This window comes from Stenotrophomonas sp. PvP093, assembly GCF_017876915.1.
Classification (GTDB): domain Bacteria; phylum Pseudomonadota; class Gammaproteobacteria; order Xanthomonadales; family Xanthomonadaceae; genus Stenotrophomonas; species Stenotrophomonas muris.
The window spans coordinates 150231-167491 of the sequence record NZ_JAGIOX010000004.1 but is presented as its reverse complement, the minus strand read 5'-3'; the positions used below and the strand labels follow the sequence as shown (position 1 = coordinate 167491).

General features: G+C 61.1%; 14 protein-coding genes. 13 read left to right on the top strand and 1 reads right to left on the bottom strand.

All coding sequences use genetic code 11. The annotated features are described in order from the left end of the window. Positions 1–47 precede the first annotated feature (47 nt). The 4 genes from J3A72_RS03430 to J3A72_RS03415 all read left to right on the top strand — a co-directional run bounded on the left by J3A72_RS03430 (position 48) and on the right by J3A72_RS03415 (position 7118). A complete protein-coding gene (locus tag J3A72_RS03430; protein ID WP_008266451.1) occupies positions 48–1271 on the top strand; it encodes a TolC family protein in 1224 nt (407 codons plus the stop codon). After that, positions 1272–2441 (top strand): efflux RND transporter periplasmic adaptor subunit, encoded by a 1170-nt coding sequence (locus J3A72_RS03425; protein WP_032961315.1) that lies wholly within the window; start codon positions 1272–1274, stop codon positions 2439–2441. Beyond that, positions 2441–5686 (top strand): CusA/CzcA family heavy metal efflux RND transporter, encoded by a 3246-nt coding sequence (locus J3A72_RS03420; RefSeq protein WP_008266162.1) that lies wholly within the window; start codon positions 2441–2443, stop codon positions 5684–5686. The genes J3A72_RS03425 and J3A72_RS03420 overlap by 1 nt, the downstream gene beginning before the upstream one ends. Positions 5687–5783: 97 nt before the next feature. Next, entirely contained in the window at positions 5784–7118 is a 1335-nt protein-coding gene (locus J3A72_RS03415; protein WP_008267238.1) for an MFS transporter, read from the top strand. Positions 7119–7229: 111 nt separating this feature from the next. Here J3A72_RS03415 and J3A72_RS03410 read toward each other — a convergent pair whose 3' ends face one another. Further along, entirely contained in the window at positions 7230–7553 is a 324-nt protein-coding gene (locus J3A72_RS03410; RefSeq protein WP_008264507.1) for a hypothetical protein, read from the bottom strand. Between the two features lie 379 nt (positions 7554–7932). On the opposite strand from J3A72_RS03410, the gene J3A72_RS03405 reads away from it, so the two are divergent. The 9 genes from J3A72_RS03405 (at position 7933) to J3A72_RS03365 (ending at position 17134) form a co-directional block, all read left to right on the top strand. Then, positions 7933–8583 (top strand): HupE/UreJ family protein, encoded by a 651-nt coding sequence (locus J3A72_RS03405; RefSeq protein WP_223224807.1) that lies wholly within the window; start codon positions 7933–7935, stop codon positions 8581–8583. Between the two features lie 19 nt (positions 8584–8602). After that, entirely contained in the window at positions 8603–9253 is a 651-nt protein-coding gene (locus J3A72_RS03400) for a hypothetical protein (protein WP_008264806.1), read from the top strand. A 129-nt stretch (positions 9254–9382) separates the two neighbouring features. Beyond that, complete coding sequence (locus J3A72_RS03395) at positions 9383–9748, top strand: hypothetical protein (protein WP_075075811.1); 366 nt, start codon at positions 9383–9385, stop codon at positions 9746–9748. An 88-nt stretch (positions 9749–9836) separates the two neighbouring features. Continuing rightward, a complete protein-coding gene (locus tag J3A72_RS03390; RefSeq protein WP_075075812.1) occupies positions 9837–11087 on the top strand; it encodes a TolC family protein in 1251 nt (416 codons plus the stop codon). Next, positions 11084–12316 (top strand): efflux RND transporter periplasmic adaptor subunit, encoded by a 1233-nt coding sequence (locus tag J3A72_RS03385; protein WP_040006894.1) that lies wholly within the window; start codon positions 11084–11086, stop codon positions 12314–12316. The genes J3A72_RS03390 and J3A72_RS03385 overlap by 4 nt, the downstream gene beginning before the upstream one ends. Before the next feature lie 9 nt (positions 12317–12325). Further along, complete coding sequence (locus J3A72_RS03380) at positions 12326–15463, top strand: CusA/CzcA family heavy metal efflux RND transporter (protein ID WP_032961302.1); 3138 nt, start codon at positions 12326–12328, stop codon at positions 15461–15463. A 29-nt stretch (positions 15464–15492) separates the two neighbouring features. Then, entirely contained in the window at positions 15493–16191 is a 699-nt protein-coding gene (locus J3A72_RS03375) for a HupE/UreJ family protein (RefSeq protein ID WP_008264906.1), read from the top strand. 16 nt (positions 16192–16207) lie between these two features. After that, positions 16208–16849 (top strand): hypothetical protein, encoded by a 642-nt coding sequence (locus J3A72_RS03370; RefSeq protein ID WP_032961297.1) that lies wholly within the window; start codon positions 16208–16210, stop codon positions 16847–16849. A gap of 39 nt (positions 16850–16888) precedes the next feature. After that, on the top strand, positions 16889–17134 hold the full coding sequence (locus tag J3A72_RS03365; RefSeq protein ID WP_008267212.1) for a hypothetical protein: 246 nt from the start codon (positions 16889–16891) through the stop codon (positions 17132–17134). Positions 17135–17261 lie beyond the last annotated feature (127 nt).

Here is a 17261-nt window from a genome sequence, read left to right as displayed (position 1 = left end):
AGTGCAGAAAGACGGCCGAGATTGCGGCCCCACTGCACCGGATCCTCATGAAACCATCATTGCTTGCCCTGACGGTGATGCTGGCCCTGACCAGTATCTCTGCGGCCTATGCCTCGGACGCCCCGAACTTCAGCGCGTTGCTCGAGCAGAGCAGGGCCCAATCCCCCTTCCTTCAGGAAAAGGGGTTCGACACAGCTGCCGCTGCGGGCGAAGCCCGCCAAGCGCGAGCGCTACGTAACCCCACCATTGATGCCCTCGCAGAGAATCTCAACGCTCCCCCCAGCAATGGCGCGAGCCAGCGGCAGACGACCTACACCATCAGCCAGCCACTCGAGATCTTTGGCCAACGTGGGGCTCGAATCCAGGCGGGAGAGAAAGGGCTGCAGGCGGCCGAAGCTCGCCAGCACCAGGCGCAAGTCGAATTCGCCGCAGCCTTGGCTGTTGCCTACGCGTCTTCCGAAGCTGGGCTGATACGGCGCGACATTGCTGCCGAAGATGTTGATCGCGCCAGAGGCGACCTGAAGGCAGCTCAGGCGCTGGTTGACGCAGGAAAGGAGGCCAGCCTGCGCGTAGCACAAGCCCAGGCAGGCTTGAGCTCAGCAGAAGCGATTGCCGCCTCAAGAGAGGCAGAGGCGGCTGCAGCTCTCGAGCAACTGTCAGTACTGGCGGGAAGAGCGGAACCCTACTCAGGCACGTCCGAGTCACTCCTGGTGCGCGAGTGGGTTGCGCCCGCAATTGCGAACGTCGATTCGGCATCTGTCCTGTCTGCGAAGGCAGACGTCGACGCGAGCGATGCGGTTCTGCGCACTGAACGCTTCAAGCGGGCACCGGACCTGAACCTCACCGCAGGCCGTCGCAACTTCGCCGCCGGTGGGGACGCATTGGTCGTCGGCGTGTCTCTGAGCATCCCATTGTTTGACCGGAACAGTGGCGGGATCAGCGCGGCTCGAGCACGGAGCGACGCCGCCCGTGCTCGATTGGATGCCGCACGCCTCCAGAGCCAGGCGGACCGTGCGACTGCGCTTGCGCGTGTTGACGCCGCCAAGCGAGGACTGATCGCTGCCTCCAAGGGAGAGGAAGCAGCCACGGAAGCCTACCGAATGGCGCGCTTGGGATACGAGGCCGGTAGAACCCCACTGGTTGAGCTGCTGCTTAGCCGTCGCACGCTGACGGACGCGAGGCTGAGCGTGGTGGATGCACGACTCGCACGCGTTGCCGCCTACGCATCGCTCGCCGTGGCCAGCGGTCAGATTGCCTTTGGAGACATGTAGATGAAGAGAAGTATTCCGGCTGTTAACACCCTGACGATGATCGGCGTGGCTACCTTGGCGCTTGGCGCAGGATTTGGCATTGCACGCTTATCCGCCCCTTCAGAGACGGTGGTCGACCCCGCGAAAGACGAAGCCAGCGCCAGTGCGCCGGCGGAGGCGGCTCAGGAAGTCGCGATTCCCAAGGAGTATGTTGCCGCTGCGGGGATCTCGGTGGAGCCCGTCACTTCCGCTCAGGTAGCGGCGAACATCACCGCATCGGGTTCGGTCGTGGCAATCCCCGGTGGTGAGGCCGTCGTGGTGGCACGTGCGGCCGGTAACGTCACCGATGTCATCCGGCAGGTGGGCGACAAGGTGAAGAAGGGCGAAGTGCTGGCACGCGTAGCCAGCCCTGATGGGGCCCGTATTGCGGCTGACCTTCGTGTGGCCAGCGCCAGCCTCTCCCTCGCCGAAAAGAACGTCAAGCGCGATGAGTCGTTGCTCGCACAGGGCGTGTTGGCACGACAAGAGGCCGAGGCGAGTCGCGCCGCTTATCTCACAGCGCAAGCAGAAGCACAACGCGCTGCCCTGGTGGCACGCACCGCCAATGTGGATGGAGGAGGTAGCGTCAACGTCATCAGCCCTATCGATGGAACCATCAGCAGCTCGCAAGTGACTCTGGGCGCTTTCGTCGAGCCGCAGGCCTCCCTCTATAGGGTCACAGGTTCCAATGGCGTGGAGATTCAGGCCTCCGTTCGTGCGGGTGACACCGGTCGGATCAAGGCCGGCGACAGCGCGTCCATTACCCGCTCCGACGGAAGCGTCACCTCAGGCAAGGTCCGTTCAGTTGCTGCCGCCGTAGGTGGGCTGACAAGGGCTGCCACAGTCGTAATCACCCCGAGCGCAGAGGCGAACGGATTGGTTGTGGGTGACGGTGTGCAGGTCCGGCTGGTCACCGCTTCCGGATCGGGTGAGGGGCTGTCTGTCTCGGAAGAGGCGGTCCAGAACATCGACGGAAAAGACGTCCTCTTCGTCAGAACCAGTAAGGGGTTCACTGCACAGCCGGTCTTCATTGGCCTCCGTAGCGGTGGTATGGCGCAGATCCTTTCTGGCGTCACTGCGGGAACCCCGGTTGCTACCCGTAATGCGTTTCTGGTGAAGGCCGAGATGAAAAAGTCGGGCGGAGACGAGTAATGATCGAGCAAGTACTTACGGGTGCCGTACGGCACCGCTGGCTGGTTCTGTTCATCACACTGGTGATTGCGGTGATCGGCGGGTGGCAACTGAACCTGCTACCGATCGACGTGACTCCGGATATCACGAACAAGCAGGTCCAGATCAACACCGTCATCCCGACGCTGAGTCCAGTGGAGGTCGAGAAGCGCGTTACCTACCCGATCGAGACCGCGATGGCAGGACTTCGGGGCGTCGCGAACACCCGGTCGTTCTCGCGCAACGGCTTCAGCCAGGTCACGGTGATCTTCGATGAGAGCGCAGACCTCTACTTCATGCGCCAACAGGTCACCGAGCGACTGACTCAGGCTCGGCCCCAGTTGCCGGAGGGTGCCGAACCGCTGATGGGCCCGGTTTCGACCGGGTTGGGCGAAGTATTCCACTACAGCGTTGAATTCACCCACCCAGATGGCAAAGATGCCCCGCGAAATGATGGTAAGCCTGGCTGGCAAAGCGACGGTTCGTTCCTGACTGATCAGGGGGAACGGCTGACGGACAACATGGCACGTCTGGCCTACTTGCGCACAGTCCAGGACTGGATTGTGCGGCCTCAGCTGCGCACGACGCCGGGCGTAGCAGACGTCGACAGCCTCGGCGGCTACGTCAAGGAGTATGTCGTTGAGCCCAATGCGAGCAAGCTCGCAGAGTACGGGTTCTCCTATACCGACCTAGCCGACGCGTTGCAGGATGCCAACCTGTCGGTCGGAGCAGACTACATCCAGAGGTCGGGCGAGTCCTATCTGGTGCGCGCAGACGCCCGCATCCGCTCCGTGGACGAGATTGCCCGTGCCGTTGTGGGCAATCGCAACGGAGTTCCCGTAACAGTGGGAGACGTCGCACGTGTGGTCGTTGACGGTGAGCTCCGCCGCGGTGCCGCCAGCCGCAATGGCTACGAGACCGTCGTTGGCAGCGCACTCATGCTGGTTGGCGCCAACAGCCGAACTGTGGCGGCCGCAGTGGGTGACAAGCTGCAGGAGATCGGCAAGACCATGCCGCCGGGCGTGAGGATTGTTCCCACGCTGGACCGATCCCAGCTGGTTGTCGCAACGATCAAGACCGTCGCCAAGAACCTGGCCGAAGGCGCTCTTCTAGTCGTGGTCATCCTATTTGCATTGCTCGGAAACTGGCGAGCTGCTGTCATTGCTGCATTGGTGATTCCGTTGTCCCTGCTGATCACCGCGATCGGCATGAACAAGCTCGGGATCTCTGGCAACCTGATGAGTCTGGGTGCGCTCGACTTTGGCCTGATCATCGACGGCGCGGTCATCATCGTCGAGAACGCGCTGCGCCGTTTGGCAGAGCGACAGCATGCACTTGGGCGCCCACTCAATCTATCGGAGCGGCTGCATGAAACGATCGCCTCGTCCAAGGAGATGGTCCGCCCGACCGTGTATGGGCAGGCGGTCATCTTCCTGGTCTTCGTGCCATGCCTGACCTTCCAGGGCGTCGAGGGAAAGATGTTCTCCCCGATGGTAATTACCCTGATGCTGGCGCTGGCCTCTGCATTCGTGCTCTCCCTCACTTTCGTTCCGGCGATGGTGGCGGTCATGCTCAAGGGCCACATTTCCGAGAAAGAAGTACGGGTAGTCGCTGCCACCAAGAGCCGCTATCAGCCGATGCTTCGCAGCGCAATCCGCCAACCCATGCCCTACCTGGCCGGTGGTCTTGGCGTCCTGGTGGCCGGCGTTGTGGCCTTTGGCTTTGTGGGTCGGGAGTTCATGCCCACATTGGATGAGCAGAATCTCAACCTGTCCTCCGTTCGCATCCCGTCCACATCGATCGAGCAGTCCGTCGCCATCGACCTTCCTCTTGAGAAGGCACTGATGACGTTGCCGGAGGTACAGACGGTGTACTCCAAGGCCGGTACCGCAAGCCTGGCCGCAGATCCCATGCCGCCCAACGCGTCCGACAACTACGTGATCCTCAAGCCCAAGGACCAATGGCCGGATGGAGTGAAGACCAAAGAGCAGGTGATCGAGAGGATTCGAGAGAAGACAGCCTTTCTTGTTGGTAACAACTATGACGCCACCCAGCCCATCGAGATGCGCTTCAATGAGCTGATCGGCGGCGTTCGTAGCGACGTTGCAGTCAAGATCTATGGCGAAGACCTGACGGCGCTTGCCGGCAGCGCTGACAAGATTGCGAGCGTCCTCAAGAAGATTCCGGGCGCATCGGATGTCCGTGTGGCGCAAACGGGAGGCTTCCCGACCTTTGACATGGCATTCGACCGGGCCGCGATCGCCCGTTACGGACTGACCGTCAAGGAAGTGGCCGACACAGTGTCTGCTGCGCTGGCAGGTCGCATGGCGGGCCAGATCTTCGAAGGTGATCGGCGCTTCGACGTAGTGGTTCGTCTGCCCCGTGTGGACCGCAGCGATCTCGATGTACTGGGAGCCGTTCCGGTCATGCTGCCGCCAGGCAGTCAGGAAGGCCGTCAGTCTGTTCCGCTTCGTGAATTGGTCAGCTTCCGCTTCACGCAGGGTCTGAACGAAGTCAGCCGCGACAATGGCAAACGTCGAATCTATGTGGAAGCGAATGTGGTCGGGCGTGACCTGGGTAGCTTCGTTGACGACGCCAAGGCGGCTATTGGCCAGCAGGTGCAGTTGCCCACCGGTTCCTGGATCGAATGGGGCGGGCAGTTCCAAAATCTGCAGGCAGCAACGAAGCGACTGGCGATCATTGTGCCTCTCTGCTTCATCCTCATTGCGGCCGTCCTCTACATGGCGATTGGCAACGGTTTGCTGACAGGTACGGTACTGACTGCAGTGCCACTTGCTCTGGCCGGTGGATTCTTCGCATTGGCGTTGAGAGGAATCCCCTTCTCGATCTCAGCCGCTGTGGGCTTCATCGCGGTATCTGGTGTCGCGGTGCTCAACGGCCTGGTTCTGATCTCCGCGATCAAGAAACGCCTGCACGAGGGGCTTCCGCCAGATGAGGCGGTCGAACTGGGTGCAATGGAGCGCGTCAGACCGGTTCTTATGACCGCGCTGGTTGCCTCCCTGGGCTTCGTCCCGATGGCGATTGCAACGGGTACGGGCGCCGAAGTGCAGAAGCCACTGGCTACAGTGGTTATCGGGGGTCTTGCCACGGCAACCGTACTGACGCTGTTCGTGCTGCCTGCGCTGTGCGGGCTGGTACTCCGAAGAACTGCACGCAGGAAGGCCGCGGGCATTGAAGACCCCCTGCCGGTACCCGAAGTCGATTGAGCACAAGCCCCTTCCACGGCTTCACGTCCTGCCCTACGGATCGGATTACGATCCGCAGGGCAGCGGCGCTTTCCACTGTTCCATCTAGAGGTGAGCCATGATCGAGGTCCTACGCTTTCCAACATTCAGGAACCTGTTCGCTGCGCAGGTTATCGCGCTGATCGGCACGGGCTTGGCTACCGTGGCGCTCTCTCTTTTGGCCTATGACCTGGCGGGGGCTGAGGCGGGCGCTGTGCTAGGTACGGCTCTGGCAATCAAGATGATTGTCTACGTGCTGTTGGCCCCTCTGTCCGGAGCGATCGTCCCGGCAAATCTACGCAAACCGGTGCTTATTGCCCTCGACCTGGTGCGGGCGGGCGCGGCGCTTTGTCTGCCGTTCGTCAACCAGATCTGGCAGGTGTACCTGCTCATTGCCTTGCTGCAGTCGGCCTCGGCGTGCTTCACCCCTCTGTTCCAGTCGACGATCCCGGAAATCCTGAAGGAGGAACGCGACTACACCCGAGCACTGTCCCTGTCGCGCCTGGCCTATGACCTGGAGAGCCTGCTGAGTCCCGCGTTGGCCGCTGCTCTGCTGACGCTGATCAGCTTCCACGGCCTGTTCGCTGGTACGTCCGTAGGCTTCGTGATATCCGCCATGCTGGTGTTCTCAACTGCATTCCCCTTCGTTGCTCCTTCCCTGAGAAAGGACGGTCCCTACGCCCGCGCGATTCGAGGAATGCGGATCTACCTGAAGACGCCCAGGCTGAAAGGGTTGCTTGCCCTTAATCTGTGTGCGGCCGCCGGCGGCGCCATGGTGTTCGTGAACACTGTCGTCGTGGTGCGCAACGTTCTCGGCGGAGCAGAGTCACAGGTGGCATGGGCGCTGGCAGCTTTCGGTGGCGGTTCGATGCTGACGGCGCTTGTCCTCCCCAAGGTTCTCGATCGGGTGGCTGACAGGCGTGTGATGCTCTCCGCAGCCCTTGCAATGTGCATTGTACTTGTGACCCTCAGTCTTACCTGGCTGCTCTCGCCCTCCTCCATAGGTTGGCCCATCGTGCTCGCCGGCTGGGCATTGTTGGGGATGAGCTATGCGGGGCTGGTGACTCCTGGCGGCAGATTGCTGCGACGATCAGCGGAATCCACCGATCTGCCATTCCTGTTCGCAGCGCAGTTCTCTCTCTCCCACGTGTGTTGGCTGATTGCCTACCCTCTGGCGGGAACCGTGGGTGCGAAGTTTGGAATGCCAGTGGCGATCATGGCACTGGCAGTAGTCGGCATCGCCGGATTCGTGTTCGCCTGGAGAATCTGGCCCGCCCATGACCCGGACGAGATTTCCCACGGTCACGACGATCTGGCTGCGGACCATCCCCACTGGGCGGAACACGCCTCTTCCAACGGCAAGCATTCACATCGGTATGTCATCGACGACGTGCACCCTCGTTGGCCTGGATGACGGAAACTTGAACAAGGGGCGCGAGAGGGCATTTTCACCGCTCGCGCCCGACGTTGTCATATCGACTTTGCCAGAACAAGCCTCTAGTCTTTGCCCGTGCGATCCCTTCGTCTACCAACCAGCGTGCTGTTGCGCAGCTGCATCTTCATGATGCTGGTGGCGAGTCTGCTCGTGCGACCCGTCCTGAATCATCTGGGTGAGCTGCACGGCTTGCAGCACATCGTGCAGGCTGCGGTGGAACATGGTCACCCCCATGTTGGGGTGAGTGATGCCGCAGACCGTGATCTTGAACACGCGGTTGGATTGCACAGCCTGTTGCACCAGGCCGATCTGACGGCTTCTGTAGGCATCTTGGCCAGCCTTGCTGGACCCGCTCGAGTTGATCTGAGCGATATCCATCCCTGGCACCAGCCAGCGGCAGAGCTTCAGCATCATCGCTCATCCCTGTTCAGGCCTCCTATCGCCTGAGACCCAGGCCTCGTGCTCGCACTGAGCAGAGGCTTGGCAGCGCCCGTCCAGTCAATCCTTACTGGACGTTCGTCGCTGCAAGAAATTATTCATTCGTTCCCCGCCCGGACCCCGCTTACGCGCAGTGATCCGTGTGACGTGCCGTGCGCGCCTTCTGCGCACTCGTAGCACGTTGCGCCGGTTCCCAGTGTCGTAGCGGATAGCTTTGGCGGAGGTCCGCTGACCGCATTCGTAGATCCTCATCATGATCCCCAGTTCTGAATCCGGGACGCTCTCGCGCGTCCTTCTCCAACCCCCACTACTGTCGCACTGGCCGCGAACTCTACTCGCACTGCTTTCCCTGTTCATGCTGCTACTCACAGCTGACGGGGCGTTGGCTCACGCGATCGCCGAAGGCGACAAGGGCTACATCCAGGAAATATCTGGAGTAAATCTGATCGCATTCGCCTATCTGGGCGCGAAACACATGGCCACCGGCTATGACCACATCCTGTTCCTCCTGGGCGTGGTGTTCTTCCTGTACCGGATGAAGCATGTCGCGCTGTATGTGACGCTGTTCGCGATCGGGCACTCCACAACGATGCTGCTGGGTGTGCTGTTCAACGTGGGCATCAACAGCTACCTGATCGACGCAATCATTGGTCTGTCTGTGGTCTACAAGGCCTTGGACAATCTGGGCGCCTACCAGCGTTGGTTCGGCTTCCAGCCAAACACAAAGGTTGCGACGTTGATCTTCGGCCTGTTCCACGGCTTTGGTCTGTCAACCAAGATCATCGAGTACGACATCTCACCCGATGGTCTGTTGCCCAACCTGCTTGCGTTCAACGTCGGCGTGGAGATCGGCCAGATCCTCTCGCTTGGCGCGATTCTGATCGCAATGGGCTACTGGCGCCGCACGCCCAGCTTCTTCAAGCACGCCTACACCGCCAATGCCGCCATGCTCTGCGCCGGATTCATTCTGATCGGCATGCAGCTCACTGGCTACTTCGTTTCCTGACTTTCAAGAGAACTACATCATGTACAACAGTAAGCCCGCCGAAGGCGACCTTCCCACCAGCCGCCAGCTGGGACGCACCACCGCAATTGCCGCCGGCATCGCCATCATCCTCCTGGTTGGAGTGGTGATGCCATCTGAGTACGGAATCGATCCCACTGGTGTTGGTCGGGTACTTGGTCTGAAGGAAATGGGGGAGATCAAGGAACAGCTTGCCGAGGAAGCGGCAGCTGACGCTGCGATGGACGCAAAGGCCGCCGAAGACGAGGCAGCCGCCCTGCTGACGCAGGTGTCCACGCAGAACCGTAAGACCGTTGAAGTTGCTCAGAAGCCTGCCGCGAGTAATGCGGCCACCGCTGCCGAATGGCGGGACGAAGAACAGGTTGTCCTGACGCCGGGCCAGGGCACCGAGATCAAGCTCGTCATGAAGGCGGGCGAGCGCGCCAGCTACCAGTGGTCTGTTGAAGGCGGCGTCGTGAACTTCGACACCCACGGAGACGGCGGCGGTCGAGCGATCAGCTATGAGAAGGGTCGAGGGGAAGCCACCAAGCAGGGGGTGCTCCTGGCTGCCTTCGATGGCAACCACGGATGGTTCTGGCGCAACAGGGGCGAGGAGCCCGTAACGCTTCTGCTCCGCACCGGAGGGGAGTACGAGTTGATCAAGAAGATGTAAACCGCAGCGGTGAGCGGTGGCCGGGTGCGCTTAAGGCCCGGCCACCGCCCTATGTGGGGTATTTCCGATGGGCTGCGCCCAGTTTCGGCCCCTCGACAACCCCAGCCAGCCCCGCTTAAGCTAACCCATATGCGTCTTTCCGCCCGCCACGGCCTTGCCCTCAGGATCAGCTTCTTTGCGCTGATGCTGTTGAGTGTCGTTGCGCGGCCGATGGTGATCCAGCTCAGCGAACTGCACGGATTGGAACATGACATCGCAGCAGCGGTGGATCATGGCCATTCACATGCCGGCGGTGCGGGCGACAATCTGGACCCGGATCACGCCACTGGCGCTCATGCGGTACTGCATCAGGCAGACGCGAGTTTCGCTGGAAGCTTGTTCACGCCCCACGTCTACCTGGCTTCACTACCGCTGGCCGGTGAAGTCCATGCTCTGCGACTTCTGAGGGTGCCTGCAGGGCACCCGGCGTCACCCTTCCGACCTCCGATCGTCTGACGACCCTAGCTGCGCTCTAGCAGCCTGAGCGCGCCTCCCGTGTAGCGGGACGCGGCGCGTCGTTCTGACTTTCTTTCCGGAGGCTTCCGTGAAATTCCGTAGTGTGTGGGCGCTGGCTGTTGCCGGCGCCTGCGGTGTGGCCCTTCCTGGCCACGCCGCCGAAGTGCTGCGCCTGGAGGATGCGGTTGCCCGCGCCCTTGGCACTCACCCAAGCGTGCAGGCAGATGCCGCACAAATAGAGGCGACAAAGAACCGTGCGGCGCGAGAGGGCTTAGCAGCCCCGTTGGTGCTCGGCGGAGAACTGGAGAACGTGGCCGGTAGTGGCAGCGTGCGAGGTATGGACGCTGCCGAGGCAACGTTCCGGGTATCCAAGATTCTGGAACTGGGTGGCAAGCGGGCGGCCCGCCAAGCGCTTGGCGGCGCGGAGGTCGATGCAGCCCAGCGAGAGGCTGATGTGACCCGGGTGGCCATCGCCACACGCACCGCTGGTCGATTCATCGACGTGCTTGCGGCGCAGGAGCATGTCGAGCATGCGGAAGAGCGGATTCGTATGGCCCGCGCGCTCCAGCGAGAGGTGGCCCGCTGGGTCTCTGCGGCACGGAACCCGGACTCAGACCTGAGGGCCGCTGAAATCGCCCTGGCCGATGCAGAGCTCAAGCGTGATCAAGCAGTCCAGCGGTTGGAGGCATCGCGCATGGCGCTTGCGTCTTCCTGGGGCTCTTTCACCGCTGACTTCGACACCGTCGCCGGCGATACAAACATCCTCCCCCCGCTGGATGACTACCAGACGCTGTCCGAACGCCTTCAGAACGCGCCACAGCAACGTGCCTTCGATGCCCAGTCCAGAATTCTTGCCGCGCGCCGCGATGTCGCCGTTTCCAGCGCGAAGCCTGACGTGAGTGTTGGATTTGGACTTCGCCGTCTTGAAGCAACGAAGGACAGTGGCTTGGTCATGTCGATCTCGGTTCCCTTGGGAACCCGGCGTCGATCAGCCTACTCGGTATCCGAAGTCGACTACGAACTGAGTGCGCTCAAGTCACGCCGTGAAGCACAAATGTTGGAGCTCAACCAGGAGCTGTTCGGAGTCTATCAACAGCTGCGCCAAGCGCAGTTGGAGGTCACCTCCGTTCGTGAGCGGCAGCTCCCCAAGGCGGAGCAGGCGATGAATCAGAGCCGTCGTGGCTTCGAGGAGGGTCGATTCTCCTATCTCGCATTGAGCCAGGCGCAGAAGACGCTGTTCGACCTTCGTGAGCGCGAAGTCGAGTCCGCCGCACTCTATCTCCGATTGCTGGTCGAGGCAGATCGCCTCACCGCCTCCGCCCAGGATATCCGCCCATGAATCGTTACGCCCTTCTTATGTTGCTTCCGCTGGCACTGGCCGCCTGTGGCGGTGAAAAGCCGGTTGAGAAAGAAGCCGCAGAGTCCACCGCCGCGGCCGGCGACTACGAGCGCGGCCCCAACCGCGGTCGCATGCTCCGCGATGGTGATTTCGCACTTGAAGTCACCGTCTATGAAACCAACACGCCTCCTCAGTTCCGCCTCTACGCCTATCGAAATGACAAGCCGATCTCACCGAATGAGGTGAAGGCAACAATGCAGTTGAAGCGCCTCGACGGTGAGGTCAATGATTTCACTTTCACCGCCGAAAACGACTATCTCGTGGGGAACGGCGAGGTCGTGGAACCTCATTCTTTCGACGTGAAGGCAGACGCAGTGGTAGGAGGAAAGACACACACCTGGTCCTATCAGTCCTATGAGGGCCGTACCACCATCGAGCCAAGCGCTGCCAAGGATGCGGGTGTGGTGGTGGAAGAGGCTACCGCTGGCACTATCCGCGATACGGTCACGCTGATGGGGAACATCGCGGTCAACACTGGCCGCCAGGCCGCCGTCAAAGCACGATTCCCAGGTATTGTCCGCAGCGTGTCGGTCGAGATGGGCCAACGCGTTTCCGCAGGGCAGACGCTGGCGACGGTTGAAGGCAATGACAGCATGCGCACCTACGCGGTGATTGCTCCCTTCAGCGGCATCGTTCTTGCGCGCAACACCAGTGTTGGTGATGTGGCCGCCGACAACACACTGTTCGACGTTGCCGATCTGTCAGAGGTCTGGGTCGATCTACGAGCTCTGGGCACTGACGCCGAGCGTCTCGCTCCAGGTCAAGCAGTGCGGATCCGTTCCGCCACGGGTGCCTTGGAGACTGAAGGTAGGCTCCAAAGCCTGCTTCCGCTGGCAAGCAGCGGCCAAAGCGTGGTTGCGCGCGTGAGTATCCCCAATGGTGACGGCAAGTGGCGTCCAGGAATGGCTGTCTCGGCCGAGGTCATCATTGCCGAGACACCTGTTCCACTGGCCGTCAAAGAGTCAGGGCTCCAGCGATTTCGCGACTTTACCGTCGTATTTGCGCAGGTGGGCGATACCTATGAGGTGCGCATGCTTGAGCTTGGAAAGCGTGATGGCGAGTGGGCAGAGGTTCTTGGCGGACTGAAGCCCGGAACGCGGTACGTCGCCGAGCAGAGCTATCTGATCCGTGCAGACATCGAGAAGTCTGGCGCCAGCCACGACCACTAAGGATCCATCATGCTAGAGCGAATCATTCGCGCGTCCATCGCGCATAGATGGCTTGTGCTGCTTCTGGTCCTGGCGCTGTCAGGCTTGGGCATCTGGAACTACAGCAAGCTGCCAATCGACGCCGTCCCTGACATCACCAATGTCCAGGTCCAGATCAACACCGAAGCACCGGGCTACTCTCCACTGGAGGCAGAGCAGCGGGTAACGTTCCCCGTCGAGACAGCCTTGGCCGGCTTAGCCAAGCTGGAGTACACGCGGTCCATCTCGCGTTATGGTCTCTCCCAGGTCACCGTTGTATTCGAAGACGGTACCGACATCTACTTCGCGCGGCAGCAGGTGGCCGAGCGCTTGCAGCAAGCCGCATCCCAGCTCCCAACTGGGCTGAAGCCAACGCTGGGCCCGGTCGCCACCGGTCTCGGTGAGATCTTCATGTACACCGTGGAAGCCGAGAAGGGTGCTGAAGAGACCTGGACGCCGATGGCGCTTCGTACCCTCCAGGATTGGGTGGTACGCCCCCAGATGCGACATCTGAAAGGTGTTACAGAGGTCAACACCGTCGGTGGCTATGTGCGGCAGTTCCACATCACGCCTGACCCGCGCAAGCTTCAGGCGTACGAGCTGACCATGCAGGATGTGATGGAGGCCGTGGCGCGCAGCAATGCGAACGTGGGTGCCGGCTACATTGAAAAGAGTGGTGAACAGTACCTTGTGCGCGTTCCTGGCCAAGTGGCGGACATGGACGGCCTGCGCAAGATCGTGGTCGCCAATCGCGAGGGGCTGCCGCTTCGCGTCGGTGACCTCGCAGACGTTCACGAGGGCACCGAACTGCGAACGGGTGCAGCGACCAAAGATGGCAAGGAAGTGGTACTTGGTACTGCATTCATGCTCATTGGTGAGAACAGCCGCGAAGTCGCTCAGCGAACCGCTGCCAAGCTGAAGGAGATCGACGAGACGCTTCCAGAAGGTGTCCGCGCGCATGCGGTCTATGACCGTACGGAGCTGGTCGACCGCACCATTGAAACCGTCAAGAAGAACCTACTGGAAGGTGCCCTGCTGGTCATTGCGGTGCTGTTCCTTCTGCTCGGAAATCTTCGCGCCGCACTGATCACGGCCGCGGTCATTCCTTTGACCATGCTGCTGACCATCTCCGGCATGGTCCAGAACCGTGTCTCAGCAAATCTGATGAGCTTGGGTGCGCTGGACTTCGGTCTGATCGTCGACGGCGCGGTCATCATTGTTGAGAACTGTCTGCGCCGCTTCGGCGAGCGTCAGCACGCCCTGGGGCGTCTGTTGACCCGGGATGAGCGCTTTGCTTTGGCCGCCAGCGCCAGTGCCGAGGTGATCAAGCCCAGCTTGTTCGGCTTGTTCATCATTGCCGCCGTCTACATCCCGATCTTTGCGCTCTCCGGCGTGGAAGGAAAGATGTTCCACCCGATGGCCCTGACCGTCGTTATCGCGCTGACTGGTGCGATGGCATTGTCCCTCACGTTCGTTCCCGCTGCGGTTGCTCAGTTTGTCACGGGCAAGGTCTCGGAGAAGGAAACCAAGGCTATGCGGGGCGTAACCAAGCTGTATGGCCCGATGCTGGAGCGGGCAGTCAGTGCTCGCAAACTGGTTGTGGGTGGTGCAGCCGTCCTCACCGTACTGGCGGGTCTTCTGGCCAGTCGCATGGGCACTGAGTTCATTCCGAATCTGGACGAAGGTGATATTGCGCTTCACGCGCTGCGCATTCCCGGCACTAGTCTGACGCAAGCCATCGGCATGCAGCGCCAGCTTGAAGCGACCATCAAGAAGTTCCCCGAGGTGGATGAGGTTGTCGCAAAGATCGGCACAGCAGAGGTAGCGACCGACCCCATGCCACCGTCGGTCGCAGACACCTTCATCATGCTCAAGGATCGCGACCAATGGCCTGATCCCCGCAAGCCAAAGGCGCAGCTCATTGCTGAGCTGGAGAAGGCTGTCCGAGCAATTCCCGGCAACAACTACGAGTTCACCCAGCCCGTGCAGATGCGCATGAACGAGCTGATTGCCGGTGTACGCGCCGAGGTGGCGGTGAAGTTGTACGGTGACGACCTGGATCAGCTGGCGCAGATCGGCAGCCAGATCGAGGACGCCGCAGGTTCCATCCCAGGCGCCGCAGACGTGAAGTTAGAGCAGATCAGTGGTCTGCCTCTTATGACCATCACGCCTGACCTGGGTGCTTTGGCCCGCTATGGCGTTTCGATCGACGAGGTCCAGAAGACCATCTCTGTTGCGCTGGGCGGTGAGGCGGTCGGTCAGGTCTTTGAGGGTGATCGTCGCTTCGACATCGTCGTTCGTCTGCCCGAGAACCTGCGTCAGGACACCCGGACGCTCGCATCGCTACCGGTAGCCGTCGCCGTCGGGGCCAGTTCCGGCGAACAGAGAGCGTTCGTTCCGCTGGGGCAGTTGGCTAAAGTTGAAGTTGCGCCAGGCCCAAACCAGGTCAGTCGCGAGAACGGCAAGCGTCGCGTCGTCATCACCAGCAACGTACGTGGTCGCGACCTTGGTTCGTTCGTAGAGGAGCTGCGAGAGAAGGTTGGTCAGGAGGTGCAGTTGCCGGAAGGCTACTGGATTGAGTATGGCGGTACCTTCGAGCAGCTCATCTCTGCCAGCAAGCGGCTGTCCGTGGTCGTGCCGGTCGTCCTGGTGATGATCTTCGGCTTGCTCTTCATGGCGTTCGGCTCGGGCAAGGATGCTGCCATCGTGTTCAGCGGCGTTCCACTTGCGTTGACCGGTGGCGTGGTGGCTCTGTGGATGCGTGACATACCCCTGTCCATTTCTGCAGGCGTGGGGTTCATCGCGCTGTCGGGCGTCGCCGTGCTCAACGGCCTGGTCATGATCAGCTTCATCAAGAGCCTTAGGGAACAGGGCACTCCCCTGCACCAAGCGGTAACCGAAGGTGCACTGACCCGGCTGCGCCCCGTGCTGATGACGGCCCTGGTTGCCAGCCTGGGCTTCCTGCCAATGGCCCTAAACGTTGGGGCTGGCGCGGAAGTTCAGCGCCCGCTGGCGACGGTCGTTATCGGCGGAATCATCTCCTCCACGCTGCTGACCTTGCTGGTGTTGCCGGCGCTCTATCGCCTCATCCACCGCGAAGGGGATGAGCGGAAGGAGGACGCAGCGTGAACCCGTCCATCTCAACCCCTCCCAGGAACATGCAGTTGACCATTTCCAAACGAACCCAAGCGTGGCTCTACCTGCTTGCAGCCATCCTTCTGCCTTGCGTTGCTTGGGCGCATGGCGTCAGTGAAGGCGACCAGGCCTTCCTGGAAGACAGTACCGGCCTGCAGCTCATCGCGTTCACGTACCTCGGCGCCAAGCACATGGTGACTGGATACGACCACCTCCTGTTTCTGTTCGGGGTGATCTTCTTCCTGTACCGGATGCGTGATGTCAGCATCTACGTGACGTTGTTCGCGATCGGCCACAGCACCACCTTGCTGCTAGGTGTCCTGGGCGGATTGCATGTGAATGCGTACCTGGTCGACGCAATCATTGGCCTGTCGGTTGTCTACAAGGCGCTGGACAACATGGGCGCGTTCAAGCGCTGGTTTGGGGTACAGCCCAACACCAAAGCCGCCGTGCTGATCTTTGGCTTCTTCCATGGCTTTGGTCTAGCGACAAAGCTGCAGGATTTCTCGCTCTCACCTGACGGGCTTGTCCCAAACATGCTCGCCTTCAACGTGGGGGTCGAGATCGGACAGCTGCTCGCGCTCGCAGGCATCTTGATCGTGATGGGCTTCTGGCGCCGCTTGCCGTCATTCCATCGACAGGCGTACAGCATCAACACCGCCCTTATGTGCGCCGGCTTCGTGCTTGTTGGCATGCAGCTCACCGGCTACTTCGTTTCCTGAATCTACAGAGGTACTCATGTCCATCACGCTTTCCAATCAGCTGCCCAGCACTCGCAAGCTGCTGAAATCCACCGCCCTGGCCGCTGCCGTTGCAGGGGTGATTCTGCTCACCACCGTGCTTCCCGCGGAGTACGGAATCGACCCTACGGGCGTAGGTAAGGTTCTGGGTCTGGACGCCCTAGCCTCCACTGACCAGGTAGAGGCCGTAGCTCCCCCAGTTCCGGCATCTGCTGGCAGCGCCGAAGCCGTCTCGGCGCTGTTCGAGAAGGCCAAGGTTGCCTTCGGGAGCAATGGCAAGCAGGCCTTCGAACCCGCCGCTGTCTCTCTCGCCAGCACTCCTTTACGGCAGGACTCACTGACGATCGAGCTTGCCCCTGGTAAGGGCCAGGAGGTGAAGGCCCATATGGCTCAGGGCGCTGGGATGGTTTTCAGCTGGAAGGCCACGTCTGATGTTGCCGTGGACATGCACGGCGAGCGTCCCGACGTGAAGGGCCCCTGGACCAGCTACGCCGTTGAAGGCGCCCAGCGTCAGGCCGAGGGAACGTTCATTGCTCCCTTTGAAGGTACCCATGGGTGGTACTGGCAGAACCGCGGCAGCACCCCCGTGATCATCGAGGTGCAAATTACCGGCTACCAAGCCGACCTCTACCAGCCGTGACACCCGGCATAACGCCGAAATCAACCTAGGAGAAGCAACATGAAGAATCGTTTTGCCCTCATCAGCGTCCTTTTCGCTTCCATTGCAGCGTCCGCATCGGCCTTCGCACATGATCCGGCGCTTCATGCCGAGTCGGAAGTGAAGGAGGCGCCTAAGGCAAAGCCTGCTACGTGTGAACAGCTGGCTGACCGGACGAAGTTCAAGGTGGATCTTGCCGATCCTCAGACCAAGGCGCTGAAGGACAGGTGCGACGCTCAGGCGCAGTCGGCTGCGAAGAAGAAGTAATTGATTGCGGCGAATGGTCCGGCTTGGGTGAAGTCGGACCATTCGTCTTTACCCTTGAGCCAAGCGAATAGTGCCAGCGTCGTCCTACAAATAGACCTCGGTTAGACCCTCATTCTTCCAACAGGCT

Coding starts and splice junctions, on each gene's coding strand:
- J3A72_RS03400 (WP_008264806.1), top strand. CDS start 8,603: ATGTACAACAGTAAGCCCGCCGAAGGCGACCTTCCCACCAGCCGCCAG.
- J3A72_RS03430 (WP_008266451.1), top strand. CDS start 48: ATGAAACCATCATTGCTTGCCCTGACGGTGATGCTGGCCCTGACCAGT.
- J3A72_RS03365 (WP_008267212.1), top strand. CDS start 16,889: ATGAAGAATCGTTTTGCCCTCATCAGCGTCCTTTTCGCTTCCATTGCA.
- J3A72_RS03385 (WP_040006894.1), top strand. CDS start 11,084: ATGAATCGTTACGCCCTTCTTATGTTGCTTCCGCTGGCACTGGCCGCC.
- J3A72_RS03375 (WP_008264906.1), top strand. CDS start 15,493: ATGCAGTTGACCATTTCCAAACGAACCCAAGCGTGGCTCTACCTGCTT.
- J3A72_RS03425 (WP_032961315.1), top strand. CDS start 1,272: ATGAAGAGAAGTATTCCGGCTGTTAACACCCTGACGATGATCGGCGTG.
- J3A72_RS03415 (WP_008267238.1), top strand. CDS start 5,784: ATGATCGAGGTCCTACGCTTTCCAACATTCAGGAACCTGTTCGCTGCG.
- J3A72_RS03380 (WP_032961302.1), top strand. CDS start 12,326: ATGCTAGAGCGAATCATTCGCGCGTCCATCGCGCATAGATGGCTTGTG.
- J3A72_RS03405 (WP_223224807.1), top strand. CDS start 7,933: ATGCTGCTACTCACAGCTGACGGGGCGTTGGCTCACGCGATCGCCGAA.
- J3A72_RS03410 (WP_008264507.1), bottom strand. CDS start 7,553: ATGATGCTGAAGCTCTGCCGCTGGCTGGTGCCAGGGATGGATATCGCT.
- J3A72_RS03370 (WP_032961297.1), top strand. CDS start 16,208: ATGTCCATCACGCTTTCCAATCAGCTGCCCAGCACTCGCAAGCTGCTG.
- J3A72_RS03395 (WP_075075811.1), top strand. CDS start 9,383: ATGCGTCTTTCCGCCCGCCACGGCCTTGCCCTCAGGATCAGCTTCTTT.
- J3A72_RS03420 (WP_008266162.1), top strand. CDS start 2,441: ATGATCGAGCAAGTACTTACGGGTGCCGTACGGCACCGCTGGCTGGTT.